12 protein-coding genes and 3 pseudogenes are annotated in these 17010 nt (G+C 65.6%); 5 read left to right on the top strand and 10 right to left on the bottom strand.

The annotated features are described in order from the left end of the window. Positions 1-315, bottom strand: a pseudogene (locus CH256_RS22890) (recombinase RecQ); the annotation flags it as partial. A 12-nt stretch (positions 316-327) separates the two neighbouring features. Here CH256_RS22890 and CH256_RS22895 point away from each other — a divergent pair. The 5 genes and pseudogenes from CH256_RS22895 to CH256_RS22910 form a co-directional block, all read left to right on the top strand. After that, positions 328-1062, top strand: a pseudogene (locus tag CH256_RS22895) (recombinase RecQ); the annotation flags it as partial. 176 nt (positions 1063-1238) lie between these two features. Next, a pseudogene (gene ectA, locus CH256_RS28740) lies at positions 1239-1739 on the top strand (diaminobutyrate acetyltransferase); the annotation flags it as partial. A 48-nt stretch (positions 1740-1787) separates the two neighbouring features. After that, on the top strand, positions 1788-3065 hold the full coding sequence (gene ectB, locus CH256_RS22900) for a diaminobutyrate--2-oxoglutarate transaminase (RefSeq protein WP_256989521.1): 1278 nt from the start codon (positions 1788-1790) through the stop codon (positions 3063-3065). A gap of 41 nt (positions 3066-3106) precedes the next feature. After that, positions 3107-3505, top strand: coding sequence for an ectoine synthase (locus CH256_RS22905; RefSeq protein WP_032379201.1), 399 nt, complete (start codon positions 3107-3109; stop codon positions 3503-3505). 118 nt (positions 3506-3623) lie between these two features. Beyond that, positions 3624-4475 carry a Sir2 family NAD-dependent protein deacetylase gene (locus CH256_RS22910; RefSeq protein WP_094670660.1) on the top strand — a complete coding sequence of 284 codons (852 nt, stop codon included), beginning with the start codon at positions 3624-3626 and terminating at the stop codon, positions 4473-4475. Here CH256_RS22910 and proB read toward each other — a convergent pair. The 9 genes from proB to CH256_RS22955 form a co-directional block, all read right to left on the bottom strand. Continuing rightward, on the bottom strand, positions 4448-5587 hold the full coding sequence (gene proB, locus CH256_RS22915; protein WP_179272193.1) for a glutamate 5-kinase: 1140 nt from the start codon (positions 5585-5587) through the stop codon (positions 4448-4450). The two genes, CH256_RS22910 and proB, sit on opposite strands and share 28 nt — an antisense overlap. A gap of 2 nt (positions 5588-5589) precedes the next feature. Next, positions 5590-7041: a GTPase ObgE gene (gene obgE / locus CH256_RS22920; protein WP_037193128.1), complete on the bottom strand. Its 1452-nt coding sequence runs from the start codon at positions 7039-7041 to the stop codon at positions 5590-5592. A 175-nt stretch (positions 7042-7216) separates the two neighbouring features. After that, complete coding sequence (gene rpmA / locus CH256_RS22925; protein ID WP_032379202.1) at positions 7217-7480, bottom strand: 50S ribosomal protein L27; 264 nt, start codon at positions 7478-7480, stop codon at positions 7217-7219. 60 nt (positions 7481-7540) lie between these two features. After that, positions 7541-7852: a 50S ribosomal protein L21 gene (gene rplU / locus CH256_RS22930; RefSeq protein WP_032394581.1), complete on the bottom strand. Its 312-nt coding sequence runs from the start codon at positions 7850-7852 to the stop codon at positions 7541-7543. A 235-nt stretch (positions 7853-8087) separates the two neighbouring features. Beyond that, complete coding sequence (locus CH256_RS22935) at positions 8088-11528, bottom strand: translation initiation factor IF-2 N-terminal domain-containing protein (protein ID WP_094670683.1); 3441 nt, start codon at positions 11526-11528, stop codon at positions 8088-8090. Between the two features lie 505 nt (positions 11529-12033). Continuing rightward, positions 12034-12447, bottom strand: a complete 414-nt coding sequence (gene ndk, locus CH256_RS22940) for a nucleoside-diphosphate kinase (RefSeq protein WP_032394582.1) — start codon at positions 12445-12447, stop codon at positions 12034-12036. 69 nt (positions 12448-12516) lie between these two features. After that, positions 12517-12906 carry a DUF4233 domain-containing protein gene (locus CH256_RS22945; RefSeq protein WP_094670662.1) on the bottom strand — a complete coding sequence of 130 codons (390 nt, stop codon included), beginning with the start codon at positions 12904-12906 and terminating at the stop codon, positions 12517-12519. Then, entirely contained in the window at positions 12903-14333 is a 1431-nt protein-coding gene (folC, locus tag CH256_RS22950) for a bifunctional tetrahydrofolate synthase/dihydrofolate synthase (protein ID WP_094670664.1), read from the bottom strand. The genes CH256_RS22945 and folC overlap by 4 nt, the downstream gene beginning before the upstream one ends. Then, a complete protein-coding gene (locus CH256_RS22955; protein WP_094670666.1) occupies positions 14334-17009 on the bottom strand; it encodes a valine--tRNA ligase in 2676 nt (891 codons plus the stop codon). Between the last annotated feature and the right edge of the window lies 1 nt (position 17010).

A 17010-nucleotide genomic window follows, 5' to 3' on the forward strand; every position in this document is an offset into this window, starting at 1 on the left:
GCACCGTCCGCACCTGTCGGACTCGCTACCGGGTGCGCCCAGATCCGGGTCGTCGAGTTGCCTCCGCAGGAACTCCATCCGGCAGCCGTCGGTGCCCTGGTAGTCGATCATGGCCTGCTGTTCGCGGTCCCTGGCCTGTTCGAGACGCTCGTAACGTCCCGCGTCGTACGTCCACTGCTCCCCGGTGGCCATCCAACCGCCACGAACGCGTCTGACCGCGCCGTCGACGTCGAGAACCTTCAGCACCATCTCCAGCCTGCTGCGATTGAGCTCGACCAAGGGCTCCAGCGCCTGCGTCGACTGGGCCTTGTCGGTGTTCAGGGCACCGACGGCTGCCGGATGGAGTTCCTGCGGAGGCAACTCGACGACCCGGATCTGGGCGCACCCGGTAGCGAGTCCGACAGGTGCGGACGGTGCGACAACTGCACCGGTGAGCACTTGTCGGCGTCGGTGGATGCGGCTGCAGTCGACTCGGCACGGGCACGATTGGACCGGCCGGGCATCGACCTGCAGCCGAGAAAGCAGTGGCCCAGCGGCATGAAGAAGCTGGGTGTCTCGCTCTCGGGCAAGATCGCCGACCCACACGAACCCGGGCGCGTGCTGGGTCGACTCACCGACCTCGGCTGGGGCAGCCGGCTGCGTGCCCTGCTCGATGCACCCGATGCTCCGGCCACCGACGCATTGGAGAAGGCGTGCATCACCGTGCTCGCCAACTGGGACTGGAAGCAGCGCCCGACTGCCGTTCTGGCTCTCGACTCCCCCACCCATCCGGTGCTGGTGCGATCGATCGCCGAGCGATTGGCCGCCGTCGGAAAATTGGACGATCTCGGTGTCATGCAGGTCAGGGCTGGTCATCCGCCGGTCTCGGCGGCCAATTCGGCGTTCAGGGTCGCCGGGCTGGTGGACTCGTGGGACGTTCCGGACGTATCGTCCGTGACAGGGCCGATTCTGTTGATCGACCTGCTGACCGACACCGGGTGGACGTTCACCTGCGCCACGTCGGCTCTGCGAACTGCGGGTGCCGAAGCGGTGCTTCCGTTCGCTTTGGCGACACCGAAGTAGCGGTCCGTCGGAAGCGGGTGGTTTGAATTCCGTCGTTGCGGGTAGACCCAGCCGGGCGCCGATGAAGTGACCAGCATCACATTGACGGGTTAACCTGGGGAAGCATGTCCGATTCCGGGGTCGATTTCCCGGCGCACTCGATATGCCTCGGCGACCTTGTTACGTTTGTATTTCCTATGAAGCCCGCATTGCTGAGAGGTACCCCGCTCACTGCGCCGGACGCAGTGAAGTTTCGTAAGCCACAGATCTCCGACGGAGTCCGGCTCTGGGAGATCGCAAGAGATTCGCGAGTTCTGGATCTCAATTCCAGCTACTCGTACGTGTTGTGGTGCCGTGATTTCGCGGCCACCACCGTCGTATCCGACATCGACGGCCGCGCAGTCGGTTTCGTCACCGGATACATCCGCCAGGACGCCCCGCGCACACTGTTCGTGTGGCAGGTCGCCGTGGATGCGGACCAGCGTGGCAAGGGACTTGCCGGTCGCATGCTGATGGAGCTGCTCGACCGCCTCGAGCCACAGGGCATCACGCATCTGGAAACGACGATCAGCCCGGACAACGAAGCGTCGATCGCAACCTTCACGAGCCTCGCACGCAAGCGAGGCACCGATATCGTCAGGTCGGATTTGTTCGCGCCCAACGATTTCCCTGATAGCCACGAAGCCGAGGAGCTCTACACAGTAGGCCCCGACGCGTCGCGGAATTACGAAAGGAACAAGCAGAACATGACCGAAAAGAACACCGTGACAACAGAGAAGCCCGACGTATTCGAGACCGTCGAGTCCGGCGTGCGTAGCTACAGCCGCCAGTGGCCCGCCGTGTTCACCACCGCGAAGAACTCGGTCATCACCGACGAGAACGGCAACGACTACCTCGACTTCTTCGGTGGCGCAGGCGCTCTCAACTACGGCCACAACAACGACTTGATCAAGAGCGCGTTGGTCGACTACATCACCAGCGATGGCATCACCCACGGACTCGACATGTCCACCGTCGCCAAGCGGGAGTTCCTCGAGTCGTTCAAGAGGAACATCCTCGATCCCCGCGGCCTGGACTACAAGGTTCAGTTCCCCGGACCGACGGGCACCAACACCGTCGAGGCCGCACTCAAGCTTGCTCGCAAGGTCACCGGCCGCGAGGCGATCATCAACTTCACCAACGCATTCCACGGCATGACCCTCGGCGCGCTGTCGGTCACCGGTAACTCGATGAAGCGAGCGGGAGCCGGAATTCCGTTGGTGCACACCACTCCGATGCCGTACGACAACTACTTCGGCGGCGTCACCGAGGACTTCCAGTGGTTCGAGCGCGTGCTCGACGACTCCGGCAGCGGATTCAACCGCCCGGCCGCAGTGATCGTGGAGACCATCCAGGGTGAGGGCGGCATCAACGTCGCGCGCCCCGAGTGGCTGCGCGCGCTGGCCGAGCTGTGCTCGCGCCGCGAGATCCTGCTGATCGTCGACGACGTGCAGATGGGCTGCGGACGCACCGGCCAGTTCTTCTCGTTCGAGGAAGCCGGCATCACCCCGGACATCGTCACGCTGTCCAAGTCCATCGGTGGCTACGGCATGCCGCTGGCGCTGACTCTCTTCAAGCCCGAGCTGGACGTGTGGTCGCCGGGCGAGCACAACGGCACCTTCCGCGGCTTCAATCCCTCGTTCGTCACAGCGAAGGCCGCCATCGACCACTACTGGTCCGATGACAAGTTCGAGAAGGAAACCCTCGTCAAGGGCGAGCACATCCAGGACCGATTCATGAAGCTGTGCGCCAAGTTCGACGGCATCTCCACCCGCGGCCGCGGCATGGTTCAGGCCCTGGTGTTCGACGACGCAGAACTCGCAGGCAAGGTGTCTCAGCTGTGCTACGACGAGCGTCTGCTCGTCGAGACCGCCGGCCCCAAGGACGAGGTCGTCAAGCTGCTTCCCCCGCTGACCACGACGATCGACGAGCTCGATCGCGGCCTGGACATCATCGAAAGTGCCGTCGCGAAGGTCCTCTCCTAGAGACCCGTTCGCACGCACCGAAATCGAAGGAGGACATCGACATGATCGTTCGCACCACGCAGGAAATCACCGGTACCGACCGCGACATCTCGAGCGAAGACGGCAACTGGCGCAGCAAGAGAATCATCCTCGGCGGCGACAAGGTCGGATTCTCGTTCCACGAGACGACGATCCAGGCCGGTACGGTGAACAACTTCCACTACGCCAACCACGTCGAGGCCGTCTGGCTCATCGAGGGCGAGGGAACGCTCACGGACCGCGAGACCGGCGAGACCTACGAGCTCGGTGCGGGATCGATGTACCTGCTCAACGGACACGAGCGCCATACTGTCGAGCCGCGTACCCAGATGCGCATGCTCTGCGTGTTCAATCCTCCCGTCGTCGGCAACGAGACGCACGACGAGAACGGTGTGTACCCCCTCGTCGAGGTACCCGCGTAACACCGGCACGTCCTCACGGCCCGCACCGACGCTATCCAGGTCGGTGCGGGCCGTTGGCGTATCCACGGTGCCCATCCGGCGAGGGATCGCTATCCTGGACGAAGTGAATGCAACCCCTGTGTCCGCGGCAACGTACGAGCAGCTGACTTCCCTGCTCGACGGGAAGACCGTCACCGTCGTCAGCGGCGCGGGCATGTCCACCGACTCCGGGATTCCCGATTACCGCGGTCCGCAGTCACCGCCTCGAAACCCGATGACGTTCCAGCAGTTCATCGGTGACGCCGAATTCCGCCGGCACTACTGGGCCCGCAACCATGTCGGGTGGCGACACATGGACGCCGCCGTGCCCAACGACGGCCACCGAGCGCTCGCCCGACTCGAACGGGCAGGCGTCGTCACCGGGATCATCACCCAGAACGTCGACATGTTGCACACCAAGGCGGGCAGCCGACGCGTCATCGACCTGCACGGCGTCTACGCCCGAGTTCGCTGCCTGAACTGCGAGCGGTTGATCTCGCGCTTCGAGTTGGCCCGCCGACTCGATCGTGCCAATCCCGGTTTCCTCGAGTCCGTTGCGCCAGCGGACGGCGTCGAGATCGCCCCCGATGCCGACGCCATCATTTCCTCGACCGCACACTTCCGCATGGTCGACTGCGAATCATGTTCGGGCATACTCAAACCCGACATCGTCTACTTCGGTGAGAGCGTACCGAAGCCGCGCGTGGCCGAGGCATACGATCTCGTCGACCGAAGCGACGCGCTGCTGGTGCTCGGATCCTCGCTGACCGTGATGTCGGGCCTGCGGTTCGTCAGACACGCGTCCAAGAAGTCGAAGCCCATCGTCATCGTCAACCGAGGCACCACTCGGGGCGACGAATTCGCTTCTCTCACACTGCACGCCGGCTGTTCCGAGGTAGCGACCGCGTTGGCCGACGACGTCGATCAGGCAGGAACCAGATCGTCGGCATGAACCACCGGGCGCTGAAGCTCTGCGGCCAACTCCCCTGTCGACCGCCCGAGCATCCCGACGAGTTCCCCCGAGTCGTACGCGACGACCCCGCGAGCCACCAGTACGCCAGCGTGATCAACCAACGACACCACGTCTCCGCCGTGGAAAGAACCCGTCACCGACGTGATACCAGCGGACAACAACGATCGTCGCCGCTCCACCACGGCACGCACTGCCCCGGCGTCGAGGTGCAGTTCTCCCGCAGCATCGGCAGCGTGACGGACCCAGAACTTGCGCGCCGACAACCGCGTCGGCCGGGCAGCGAAAGCGGTACCCACCGCGGACGTCGTCAGCGCATGGGCAGCATCGGATGCCGCGGCCAGTAGCACCGGAACGCCGGCGTCGGCCGCTAGACGCGCAGCGGACAGCTTGGAGGCCATTCCGCCGGTGCCGAGCGCTCCCCCCGAACCGGCGACGACACCGTCGAGATCCTCGGGGCTGGTCACTTCCGGGATCAGTGTCGCTCTGCCCTTGCGGGGATCACCGTCGTACAACCCGTCCACGTCCGAGAGCAGGAACAGTGCGTCCGCACCGACGAGGTGGGCGACCAGAGCAGCCAGGCGATCGTTGTCGCCGAACCGGATCTCTGCGGTGGCGACCGTGTCGTTCTCGTTGACGATGGCCACGGCACCGAGTGAGCGCAACCGATCCAGGGTGCGCTGAGCGTTGCGGTGGTTGGTTCGCCGCGCGATGTCCTCGGCGGTCAGCAGAACCTGTCCGACCGTGCGCCCGTACCGGTGGAACGACGAGCTCCACGCATGAACCAGAGCGAGTTGACCGACGCTCGCAGCAGCCTGCTTGGTTGCCAGGTCCCGTGGACGCTTCGTCAGGCCCAGCGGTGCCATCCCTGCGCCGATCGCACCGGAGGACACGACCACCACATCGGTGCCGCTGCGCATCCGAGACTCGATGGCGTCGGCGAGCAGATCGAGTCGAGTCAGATCCAGACCGGTGTCGAGGCTGGTGAGCGCCGAGGAACCGATCTTGACCACGATGCGCTTGGCATCGGCGATCGTGCGACGGGTATCGGTGAGAGCCTCTGCGAGCGAATCGGATTCACGCACCGCCGCCACGTCTACTCCTGTTCGGTATCGAGCCCGCGACGTACCTGGCGGGCATGCTTGCGTTCGGATGCGCCGATGCGCTCGACCTGATCGAGACGGGCATCGGTGCCACGGCCTGTCATCGTGATCTCGACGCCGGCCGGAGTCTGCGGTTCCCAGTCGAACGACACGTCGCCGATGGTGACCGAAGCACCGGGCTGAGCGCCGGCCTTGATGAGTGCGTCCTCGACTCCGAGCCGCGCGAGGCGGTCGGCGAGGTAGCCGACGGCCTCGTCGTTGGTGAACTGCGTCTGACGCACCCAACGCTCGGGTCGGGTACCGCGAACGATGAAGCCGTCCGGGATGTCCGGATCCTTGACGACCTTGAAGCTGTCGTCGTTCCGAGCGACCGGGCGCAGCACCTGACGCCGCGGCTCGGGAGCCGGATGCGCGGTGCGGTACTCCTCGACGAGCTTGGCCAATGCGAACGTCAGCGGCTTGAGACCGGCACGCGTCACCGCGGAAATGGTGTACACGGGCCAGCCACGGGACTCGAACTCGGCGGTGACCATCTCGGCCAGCTCGGCACCCTCGGGAATGTCGGCCTTGTTCAACACCACGATGCGGGGCCGATCGGCCAGATCGCCGAGGCTGGCGTCCCCGGACAGCGCCGGCTTGTATGCGGCCAACTCGGCTTCGAGGGCGTCGACGTCGGAGATCGGGTCGCGGCCGGGATCCAGTGTGGCGCAGTCGACGACGTGCGCGAGAACGGCACACCGTTCGAGGTGACGCAGGAAGTCGAGACCGAGACCTCGGCCCTGACTCGCGCCGGGGATCAGCCCGGGAACGTCTGCGACGGTGAAGGTGGTGTCTCCGCTGGAGACCACGCCGAGGTTGGGCACCAATGTGGTGAAGGGGTAATCGGCGATCTTCGGCTTCGCTGCGGACAGCACCGAGACCAGCGACGACTTACCGGCCGACGGAAAACCGACGAGGCCCACGTCTGCGACGGACTTGAGTTCGAGGACGAGCTCGCGTTCGATGCCCTCTTCGCCGAGCAGCGCGAATCCGGGTGCGCGCCGAGCCTTCGAGGCCAGAGCTGCGTTGCCCAGGCCGCCGCGGCCGCCGGGAGCGGCGTCGAAACGTGTTCCCTCGCCGATCATGTCGGCGAGCACATTGCCCTTCTTGTCGAGCACGACGGTGCCGTCGGGAACCTTGAGAATCAGGTCCTCGCCGTTGGCGCCCTCACGGTTGCCACCCATGCCCTGAGTTCCGTTGCCTGCCTTGGCATGGCTGGAGAAGTGGAAGTCGAGCAGAGTGTGGACGTTGCTGTCGACGACGAACACGACTCCGCCGCCCTGCCCTCCGTTACCGCCGTCCGGGCCGCCGAGAGGCTTGAACTTCTCGCGGTGAACCGAAGAGCAGCCGTTGCCACCTTTGCCGGCGCTGACGTGCAGCACCACGCGGTCGATGAATCGTGACATAGCTGTCTTCGATCCTTTCGTGAAAGAGAAAGCGGGAGAAAAAAGCGATAGGGGCGGACCGGTCTCATGACCCTGGTCCGCCCCTATCGGGAGCTGTGAACGTACGCCGTGGATGGTCGACACGAGCAGTTGCCCGGTCGCGTCGGCCATCGTGAGCGCCAGCGCTGCAGAAGGACTAGGCCTCTACAGCAACCGGAACGATGTTCACGGTCTTGCGACCGCGCTTGGCACCGAACTCGACTGCGCCGGGGGCGAGTGCGAACAGGGTGTCGTCGCCGCCACGGCCGACGTTGACGCCGGGGTGGAAGTGCGTGCCACGCTGACGAACCAGGATCTCGCCTGCGCCTACGGTCTGGCCGCCGAAACGCTTGACGCCGAGGCGCTGAGCATTCGAGTCGCGACCGTTACGGGAGCTTGATGCGCCCTTCTTGTGTGCCATGTTGCATACCCTCCTCGGGGTGAATCAGCTTGGGAGAACTCAGGTCCTGCGGGGACCTGGTTACTTGATGCCGGTGACCTTGAGGACAGTGAGCTTCTGCCTGTGTCCCTGACGCTTGTGGTATCCGGTCTTGTTCTTGAACTTGTGGATGCGGATCTTCGGGCCCTTGGTGTGCTCGACGATCTCACCGGCGACCGAGATCTTCGCCAGCTTGTCCGCATCTGTGGTCAGGTCGGATCCGTCTACGACGAGGACCGGAGCAAGCGAGACAGCAGTGCCGGGCGCTCCCTCGATCTTCTCGACCTTGACGAGGTCACCAACAGCGACCTTGTACTGCTTTCCGCCGGTCTTGACGATCGCGTACGTTGCCATCGGAGGGCTACCCCTTGCTTCTTCGAACTTGCTCGCGTTGCACATGGCAACACGACTGGTCTGGTAAAACGTGTTTGCTTGCTCCCTATCGGCCGGCCACGGCGATGTTCACCTAGGCCCGCTCGAGAACCGTTGCTTCCTGCAAGGCCACTACGGCACAGCAGAACGGTGTCACCGGGAGCGACTTATCAAGGTTACGGCAGAGAGACGGCCAGGGTCAAACTGCCCCGCGATGCTAGGCATCGATGTCCACCGGAGGCCCTGCAGGCCGCGCTGCTGCGCGCCGTCTGCGAGGACGTGCCGCCGGCACCTCCACCGGCTCCACGGACTGTTCGGCCGCCGCCGTGAGCGGAGCCGCCACCTCGTCGGGTGCCGTCCCTGCCTGGTCGGAGGTCGTGGCGTCCGCGGAGTCGTCCGCGGCAGGAACGACGATCACCATGCCCGCGTCGGGCGCTGTGCCGGTCGGCGCGGCTGCCTTGCGCGCCACCCGCCGTCCGCGTCGAGCCCTCGGTGCCACCGGCTCGGCTGAAGGCCGGTCGGCCTCTGTCTCGGTGGCCGCATCGGCTGCCGTGACGTTCGTCTCCGCGTCGGCCGCCGCAGCAGCCGCAACCTCCACATCGTCGGCGGAGACCACGGTCACCTCGGCGTCGCCGCCGGGAGCTTCCGGGGCAGGTGTCTCGACATCGGCGGGGCTGACGTCGGCCACCACGTCGTCGTGGTGCGCCGCCATGGCCAGCGCCACCGGATGCGCCCGCTTGATCGACGGATCGACCACGGGGTGGTCCTGACCGTCTGCCGCACCGGCCCGATCGTTCGAGGAGGCCCGCTCGTTGCCGTCGGACCGATCGTTGCCGTCGGCCTTGTTGTCCTTGCCACGACGACGCCTGCTGCTCGTTCCCGAGTTGCCCGATTCCGAACGCGACGAGTTCGACCGACCGCCGTCGTTGTCCGGCTTGGCGTCGATGGGGAACGGGTGCACGACGATGCCACGACCCTGGCAGTGCTCACACGTGGTGGAGAACGCCTCGACGAGCCCCGTGCCGAGCTTCTTGCGGGTCATCTGCACCAGACCGAGCGAGGTCACCTCGGAGACCTGGTGGCGAGTCCGGTCGCGTCCGAGGGACTCGGTGAGTCGTCGGAGTACGAGATCGCGGTTGGACTCGAGCACCATGTCGATGAAGTCGACGACGATCATGCCGCCGATGTCTCGCAGCCGCATCTGGCGCACGACTTCCTCGGCGGCCTCGATGTTGTTGCGAGTGACCGTCTCTTCTAGATTGCCACCCGAGCCGGTGAACTTGCCGGTGTTGACGTCGACGACGGTCATCGCCTCGGTGCGATCGATCACCAGGGTGCCGCCGGACGGCAGCCAGACCTTGCGATCGAGGGCCTTGGCCAGCTGCTCGTCGATGCGGTGCGCGGCGAAGACGTCGACGGAACTGCCGTCGGCCTCGTATCGGTGCAGCCGCTCCATCATGTCCGGGGCCACGGTCTCGACGTAGTTCGACGTCGTCGTCCACGCCTTGTCGCCCTCGATGACGAGCTTGGAGAAGTCCTCGTTGAACAGGTCACGGATGACCTTGACGAGCATGTCGGGCTCTTCGTACAGCGTCTGTGGTTGCACGCCCTTGCCGGTTTCGGCGTTGGCCGAGCGTTCTTCGATGCTGGCCCACTGCGCCTGCAGGCGAGTCACGTCGCGTGCGAGCTCTTCTTCGCTGACGCCCTCCGCTGCGGTACGGATGATGACGCCGGCCTCGGGAGGCACGATGTCGCGGAGGATCTCCTTCAGACGCTTGCGCTCGGTGTCGGGCAGCTTGCGGCTGATGCCGGTGGAACTTCCACCGGGCACGTAGACGAGGAAACGACCCGCGAGCGACAGCTGCGTGGTCAGGCGAGCACCCTTGTGCCCCACCGGGTCCTTGCTGACCTGGACCAGAACCTGATCGCCTGGCTTGAGAGCCTGCTCGATCTTCCGTGAGTTTCCGCCCAAGCCCGCAGCGTCCCAGTTGACCTCGCCCGCGTACAGCACGCCATTGCGGCCACGCCCGATGTCGATGAAGGCTGCTTCCATGCTGGGCAGCACGTTCTGTACGCGGCCCAGGTAGACGTTGCCGACCATGGACGCAGTGGCACTGCTGGTGACAAAATGCTCGACGAGCACACCGTCTTCGAGCACGGCAACCTGAGTGGTCAGCGGGTGATCCGGAGTCGCTTTCTCACGCACGACCATGACGCGGTCGACGGATTCGCGGCGAGCCAGGAACTCGGACTCGGTGAGGATCGGCGGCCGACGACGACCGGCATCGCGCCCGTCGCGGCGGCGCTGACGCTTGGCCTCGAGACGCGTCGAGCCCGTGATTCCCTGGACCTCGTCCCGGGGTGCCCGGCTCTTGTTGCGCGGCTCGCGCTCGTGCACGACGGTGTTGGGCGGATCGTCCTCGGACGACGCGCCCTCGGCAGCGGCCTCTGCTCCGGTCTTGCGCCGGCGACGGCGTCGACGACGACGGCTCGAGCCGTCTCCGTCCGAACCGCCGTTGTCGGAGTCGTCGTAATTGTCCTGGGCACCCGAATCGGACTCGTCGTCGCCGTCCTCGGCCGAAGAGTCCGCGGTGCGCGTGTCGTCGGAGGAATCGGTCGAATCGGAGTTCTGCCGGTCCGAGGTACGGCTGCGAGTGCGCGATCGACGCGAGCGTCGTCCCGAGTTCGACTGCTGCTCGTCACTCGACGAGGACTCGTCCGAGTCGGAATCGGTCGATTCTGCGTCGGCCGAATCGGTGGTCTCCGAGTCGCCGTCGGAATCGTCGTCGGAATTGTCGTCGTTCGACTCGTCCGAAGACTGCTCGCCGCGACCACGGCCGCGTCCACGGCGGCCACGGCGGCGGCGTCGAGGCTGAGATTGATCGTCGTCCCCGTCACCGTCGGTCGATCCCTCGGCGGCGGTCGACTCGTCGGTCTCAGAAGAGGACCGGTCGGTCGAGACTGCAGACGTCTCGAGTGCAGCAGTCTCGGGTGCAGCGGTCTCCGGCGTCACCGCGGACTCACTGCCGTCGGTGTCCGTGCTGCTGCCGGTGCTGGCGACCTCGTCCTTGGGCGCTGCCTTGCGGCTGCGGCGACGGCGCACCGGGGGCTCCGCCGGTGACTCCGCCGATTCCGTCGCTGGGGCGTCCACGGCTGCGGGCTGCAGAAACAGCGGGGTGGTGAACGTCGTCGCGGTGGGCTGGTCGGTCGTTGCCGCGGACCGATCGGCCTCCGGCTCCGGAGCGGGCGCGCTGGTGAACAGCTGCGGCTCGGACCACGGGGCCTCGACGGCGGGTGCCTCGACAGGTTCCTCCGCAACCGGCTCCGGCTGCGCGGCAGTCGACGACTCGACTGTCTGCCCGGTGGGCGCTGTGGGCGCGTTGACCGAGTCACGAACGGACTCCGCGACGTCACGGCTCAGGCTCGACTGTGCACTGCGCGCTTCGATGCCGAGCTCACCGAGGGTGACGAGCAACTGCTTGCTGGTGACGCCCAGAATCTTTGCCAGAGCGTGCACGCGCAGCCTGGTCGGCAGCTCGATCGTGTCGGGTTGCGCCGACGACGCCGCGTCGGTTTCCACAGACGACACCGCGCCGGGAGGCTCCGTACGACCTGCGTTTGCGTTCTGTACATCTTCGGGCGGGCTTTGATCGGCCACGTAGTCTCCTCGGGCCCCCGGGCGCGTCCATCCGACTTCGGGTGTGACGCGGCCACGCGAGGGCAATCCTTGTGTACTCACGTCGGGTTGGACGTCAGCTGTTCGGTCTCGCTCCGCACCCGAGCCGATGACCACGTCGTAGTTCTCGGTGGTCGACGACAGCGTGTGCGGTGCCTGGCTGGATGGTGGTGTACCGGCGATCCGAGCGCCTGATCATCAAGCAAGAACGCGAACGAGCCTGTCTCTCGTTCGAGCATCTGCGATGACGGGCAGCGGATAGACGACAGTCATCCGATCGAATACACCACACCGGTCTAGCGAACTTCGGTGAAGCCTGGGCTTCGGGTGGAGCGTGAAACCTGTACGTACTGGTGCAGTGAAGTCGATCTGTCGTCGAGTATCCCACACGCTGTGATGCGTACTCGCCACGCCGCACCGTTCGGGTTCCGAGCGGATGCGGCGTGGCCGGAAGGAGGCGGTGCTTTTCGTGTCGAAGGCGGAACGGTCAGGCGAGGCCGGGGAACCAGAGTGCGATCTCGCGCTCGGCCGATTCCACGGAATCCGATCCGTGCACCAGATTCTGCTGACCGTCGAGGGCGAGGTCACCACGGATGGTGCCGGGAACCGCCTTGGCCACGGGGTCGGTGCCGCCTGCGATCTGACGGAACGCAGCGATGGCGCGCGGGCCTTCGAGAACTGCGGCCACCACCGGTCCGGACGTGATGAACTCGAGCAGCTCGGGGAAGAACGGCTTGCTCTCGTGCTCCGCGTAGTGAGCCGAGGCCAGTTCGCGGGAGACGGTCTTGAGCTCGAGTGCGACGATGCTCAGACCCTTCTTCTCCACGCGGCCGAGGATCTCTCCTACGTAACGCCGGGCAACTCCGTCGGGCTTGATCAGTACAAGGGTGCGGTCGGTCACGTCGAGAACAGTAATGGAACACAGCGATGCGGCGCGCGCCGCATCGCCGAAACCGACAGGTTTCCCCTGTCAGTCGCGCTGCCCCGGCAGCATCCCCCGTCGGATTCGCTCGGTGATGTCACGGCGCAGGTACAGCAGATACAGCCACACGGCGATGAAGATCAGGCCGACGATGCCGATGGACAGATGGAACACCGTTCCGAACAGAACGAACACTTGCAGAATCAGATTGAACTTCATCGCCCAGGGCTCACCCTGCTTGCCGGCGCCTGCGATCATCGCGACCGCGAGGAGAACGATGTACGTGGTCGAAAACCACGTTGCACCGCCGCCCACGACGGCGACCACAGGCAGCGAGAGCAGAACGACGATGGCTTCGAGTACCAACGTTCCTGCACAGACACCGCGGAACCCCTTCCACGGATCGTTCGTGGGTGGTCTGAACTCTGTCTCGCTCACGCGGGGTCCTTTCCGAACAGAGTGCGAGCTGCACCGACGGTCACCACGGATCCGGTCACCACGACTCCGGCACCGGACACGGCCTCACCCGGCTCGGCGACTTCCTCGGCCAACCCGATCGCCGTTTCCAGCGCATCGGGCAGGGTCGACGCCACCACGACGCGTTCGTCGCCGAATTTGGCCACCGCGATGTCGGCCAACGCGTCCACGTCCATCGCCCGCGCGGACCCGTTGTGGGTGACGACGATGTCGTCGAACACCGGCTCCAGCGCGTCGAGGATTGCTCCGACATCCTTGTCCGCCATGACGCTGACGACGCCGACGAGTTTTCGGAAATCGAATTCGTCGGTGAGGGCAGCGGCGAGCGCCTCTGCCCCATGTGGGTTGTGCGCGGCGTCGAGAAACACCGTCGGGGCGTTGCGCACCCGCTCGAGCCGACCCGGATTGACGATCGTGGCGAACGCGCCGCGCACGGTGTCCTGATCGAGTTGACGATCCGGACCCGCACCGAAGAAAGCCTCGACCGCCGCGAGTGCGAGCGAGGCATTGTGCGCCTGATGCTCGCCGTGCAAGGGAAGAAAGACGTCGGTGTACACCCCGCCGAGCCCCTGCAGTTCCAGTTGCTGCCCTCCCACGGCGATCTGCCTGCCGAGGACGGTGAATTCCGACCCGGCTCGGGCCACCGCCGCGTCCGCCTGCACCGCCGCCCGCAGCAGGACCTCGGACACCTCGGGCTGCTGCTTCGCCAGAATCGCGACGGTATCGCGCGGCACCAGCGATTCCGGTGCCTTCTTGATGATCCCCGCCTTCTCTCCCGCGATCGTCGCGAGATCGTCGCCGAGGAACTCGACGTGATCGAGGCCGATCGGGGTGATGACGGCAACGTCGCCGTCGACGACGTTGGTGGCGTCCCAACGCCCGCCGAGTCCGACCTCGATGACGGCAACCTCGACCGGGGCCTCGGCGAACGCCGCGAACGCCATGGCCGTGACCACCTCGAACTTGCTCATGCGGGGTCCGCCCGCTGCCTCGGACTGCGCGTCGATCATGTCCACGAACGGAGCGATCTCGTTGTAGGTGTCGACGTAGAGCCGCGGCGAGATGGGCCTGCCGTCGATGCTGATCCGCTCGGTCGCCATCTGCAGGTGCGGACTGGTGGTGCGGCCTGTGCGCCGGTGGAACGCGGTGAGGAGCGCATCGATCATGCGGGTCACCGAGGTCTTGCCGTTCGTGCCCGCGACGTGAATCGACGGATACGCCTTCTGCGGCGAGCCGAGCAGGTCCATCAGCGCCGAGATCCGAGCCGTCGACGGCTCGATCTTCGTTTCGGGCCAACGCTTGTCGAGCTCGGCCTCCACGAGTGCGAGCTCGGCCAGATCGACCGGGCTCGGCGGAGGCAGGGGCAGGGCCTCGTCGGATTCGGTCACTTAGGTTCCCATCGATTCGAGCCGCGCCGTGATGCGTGCGATCTCTTCGCCGGCGATCGTCTGGCGTGTTCTGATCTTGTCCACCACCGCATCCGGTGCCTTCGCGAGAAACGCTTCGTTGCCGAGCTTGCCGGTGGTCTGCGCGAGTTCCTTCTCCGCAGCCGCGAGATCCTTCACCAGTCGGGCCCGCTCGGCGACCAGGTCGACGGTGCCCGAGGTGTCGAGTTCGACGACCACGGTGGCCTTGCTCAGACGCACCTCGACCGACGCCGTCGCCGCGAAGTCCTCGGCGGGCTCGGTCAGTCGAGCCAGTGCGGTGACCGCCGAAATCTGCCCGTCCAGATCCGATTCGGAGACTCCGACGATGCGGGCCGCCACCTTCTGGGACGGCTTGAGTCCCTGATCGCTGCGGAACCGACGGATTTCGGTGATGAGTCGCTGCATGTCTTCGATGCGCTGTGCCGCAACAGAATCCAGCGAATCGGTGGAGGCGGTGGGCCACGCGGCGATGACCAGCGACTCGCCGCCGGTGAGCACCTTCCACAGCGTTTCGGTGACGAACGGAATCACCGGATGCAGCAGTCGCAGCAGGGCGTCGAGAACGTTGCCGAGAACCCCGCGCGTGGTGACGGCGATGGCGTCGTCGGCGAACTGCACCTTGGCGATCTCGAGGTACCAGTCGCAGACCTCGTCCCAGGCGAAGTGATAGAGCGCCTCGCAGGCCTTGCTGAACTCGTAACGGTCGAACGCCGAATCCACCTCTGCCCGAACCTGTTCGAGCCTGTCGAGGATCCATCGGTCGGCGTCGGTCAGCTCGGACCGCGACGGGAGATCGGCCGGTGCCGCGCCGTTCATCAACGCGAACTTCGTTGCGTTGAACAGCTTGTTGGCGAAGTTGCGCGAGGACTGCGCGTGATCCTCGCCGACGGACATGTCGGCACCGGGGTTCGCGCCGCGGGCGAGCGTGAAGCGCAGCGCGTCGGCACCGAAACGATCGACCCAGTCGAGAGGATCGATGCCGTTACCGCGCGACTTCGACATCTTCTTGCCGAACTGGTCTCGAATCAGGCCGTGCAGAAACACATCTCGGAACGGAACCTGCGACCCCTGCTTGCCCGCGGTGATCGCGTCGTCCGCTCCGACGTAGGTGCCGAACATCATCATGCGGGCGACCCAGAAGAACAGGATGTCGTATCCGGTGACGAGAACGCCGGTGGGATAGAACTTCTCGAGATCGGCGGTGGCGTCGGGCCACCCCATCGTCGAGAAGGGCCACAGCCCGGACGAGAACCAAGTGTCGAGGACGTCGGGATCCTGCTCCCAGCCCTCGGGCGGCGTCTCCCCCGGTCCGAGGCAGACGGTCTCGCCGTCGGGTCCGTACCAGATCGGAATCCGATGACCCCACCACAGCTGACGCGAGATGCACCAGTCGTGCATGTTGTCGACCCAGGCGAACCAGCGCGGTTCCTGACTCTTGGGATGAATGACGGTGTCGCCGTTACGCACTGCGTCACCGGCCGCCTTCGCCAAGGTGTCGACCTTGACCCACCACTGCAGCGACAGACGTGGCTCGATCGGCTCACCGCTACGCTCGGAGTGGCCGACGCTGTGCAGGTAGGGGCGCTTCTCGGCGACGACGCGGCCCTGCTCGGCGAGTGCTTCACGAACCTTCACGCGCGCCTCGAAGCGATCCATACCGTCGAATTGCGTTCCGGTATCGGCGATCCGGCCCGCCTTGTCCATGATCGAGGGCATCGGCAACGAGTGCCGCACGCCCATCTCGAAGTCGTTGGGGTCGTGTGCCGGGGTGATCTTCACTGCGCCGGTGCCGAATTCGGGGTCCACGTAGTCGTCGGCGATGATCGGGATCTGTCGTCCGGTGAACGGGTGCTCGAGGGTGGTGCCGACGAGAGCCTTGTACCGTTCGTCGTCGGGGTGGACCGCGACTGCGGTGTCGCCGAGCATCGTTTCGACTCGGGTGGTCGCGACGATGACATGTGGCTCGGAATCGTCGAGCGAGCCGTATCGCAGCGACACCAGTTCGCCGTCGACGTCCTCGAACTTGACCTCGATGTCGGAAATGGCGGTCTGCAGCACCGGCGACCAGTTGACCAGTCGCTCGGCGCGGTAGATCAAACCGTCGTCGAACATCCGCTTGAACATGGTCTGGACGGCCTCGGACAGGCCGTCGTCCATGGTGAACCGCTCTCGGCTCCAGTCGACACCGTCGCCGATGCGTCGCATCTGCCCACCGATGGTTCCGCCGGATTCACGCTTCCAGTCCCAGACCTTGTCGATGAACGCCTCGCGGCCGAACTCTTCCTTGGTCTTTCCGTCGGCGGCGAGCTGCTTCTCCACGACGGTCTGCGTGGCGATGCCCGCATGGTCCATGCCCGGCAACCACAGCACCTCGTACCCGAGCATCCGCTTGCGACGACTGAGCGCGTCCATCAGCGTGTGGTCGAGGGCGTGGCCCATGTGCAGGCTGCCGGTGACGTTGGGCGGGGGCAACACTATGGAATAGGGCGGCTTGCCGCTGGTCGCGTCGGCTTCGAAGTACCCGGCGTCGACCCAGGACCGGTACAGCTCCGCCTCGACCGCACTGGGATCCCAGCTCTTGGGCAGGTCGATCGAATCGGCGGGGTTGTCTGAGTGCTCTGGCGCTGAACTGGTCACC

Source organism: Rhodococcus sp. 05-2254-6 (assembly GCF_002258565.1).
Taxonomy (GTDB): Bacteria; Actinomycetota; Actinomycetes; order Mycobacteriales; family Mycobacteriaceae; genus Rhodococcoides.